This is a genomic window from Streptomyces sp. NPDC044063 (assembly GCF_056434285.1).
Map to the genome: position 1 here is coordinate 1 of NZ_JBWKFM010000067.1, position 1,332 is coordinate 1,332.

The 1,332-nt window shown below is 57.5% G+C and carries 1 rRNA gene (only partly in view); it reads left to right on the top strand.

The annotated features are described in order from the left end of the window. Window positions 1–1,332, top strand: a 23S ribosomal RNA gene (locus AC07BS_RS35135) (its annotated part continues 1,632 nt past the right edge of the window); the annotation flags it as partial.

Consider the following 1,332-nt stretch of genomic DNA (forward strand, 5'->3'; position numbering starts at 1 on the left):
GACGAGTCAGAAACCGTTGACGTAGGCGAAGGACATGCGAAAGGTCCGGCGTAGAGGGTAAGACCCCCGTAGCTGAAACGTTAGCGGCTCGTTTAAGAGACACCCAAGTAGCACGGGGCCCGAGAAATCCCGTGTGAATCTGGCGGGACCACCCGCTAAGCCTAAATATTCCCTGGTGACCGATAGCGGATAGTACCGTGAGGGAATGGTGAAAAGTACCGCGGGAGCGGAGTGAAATAGTACCTGAAACCGTGTGCCTACAAGCCGTGGGAGCGTCGGATATCAGCTTGCTGGTATCTCGTGACTGCGTGCCTTTTGAAGAATGAGCCTGCGAGTTTGCGGTGTGTTGCGAGGTTAACCCGTGTGGGGAAGCCGTAGCGAAAGCGAGTCCGAATAGGGCGATTGAGTAGCGCGCCCAAGACCCGAAGCGGAGTGATCTAGCCATGGGCAGGTTGAAGCGGAGGTAAGACTTCGTGGAGGACCGAACCCACCAGGGTTGAAAACCTGGGGGATGACCTGTGGTTAGGGGTGAAAGGCCAATCAAACTCCGTGATAGCTGGTTCTCCCCGAAATGCATTTAGGTGCAGCGTCGTGTGTTTCTTGCCGGAGGTAGAGCACTGGATAGGCGATGGGCCCTACCGGGTTACTGACCTTAGCCAAACTCCGAATGCCGGTAAGTGAGAGCGCGGCAGTGAGACTGTGGGGGATAAGCTCCATGGTCGAGAGGGAAACAGCCCAGAGCATCGACTAAGGCCCCTAAGCGTACGCTAAGTGGGAAAGGATGTGGAGTCGCAGAGACAACCAGGAGGTTGGCTTAGAAGCAGCCACCCTTGAAAGAGTGCGTAATAGCTCACTGGTCAAGTGATTCCGCGCCGACAATGTAGCGGGGCTCAAGCGTACCGCCGAAGTCGTGTCATTGCAGCATGAGGGCCAACGCCCGCTGTGATGGGTAGGGGAGCGTCGTGTGCCGGGTGAAGCAGCCGCGGAAGCGAGTTGTGGACGGTTCACGAGTGAGAATGCAGGCATGAGTAGCGATACACACGTGGGAAACGTGTGCGCCGATTGACTAAGGGTTCCTGGGTCAAGCTGATCTGCCCAGGGTAAGTCGGGACCTAAGGCGAGGCCGACAGGCGTAGTCGATGGACAACCGGTTGATATTCCGGTACCCGCTTTGAAACGCCCAATATCGAATCAGGCGATGCTAAGTCCGTGAAGCCGCCCTGGACCCTTCGGGGAAAGGGGAGTGGTGGAGCCGACGAACCAGACTTGTAGTAGGTAAGCGATGGGGTGACGCAGGAAGGTAGTCCAGCCCGGGCGGTGGTAGTCCCGGGG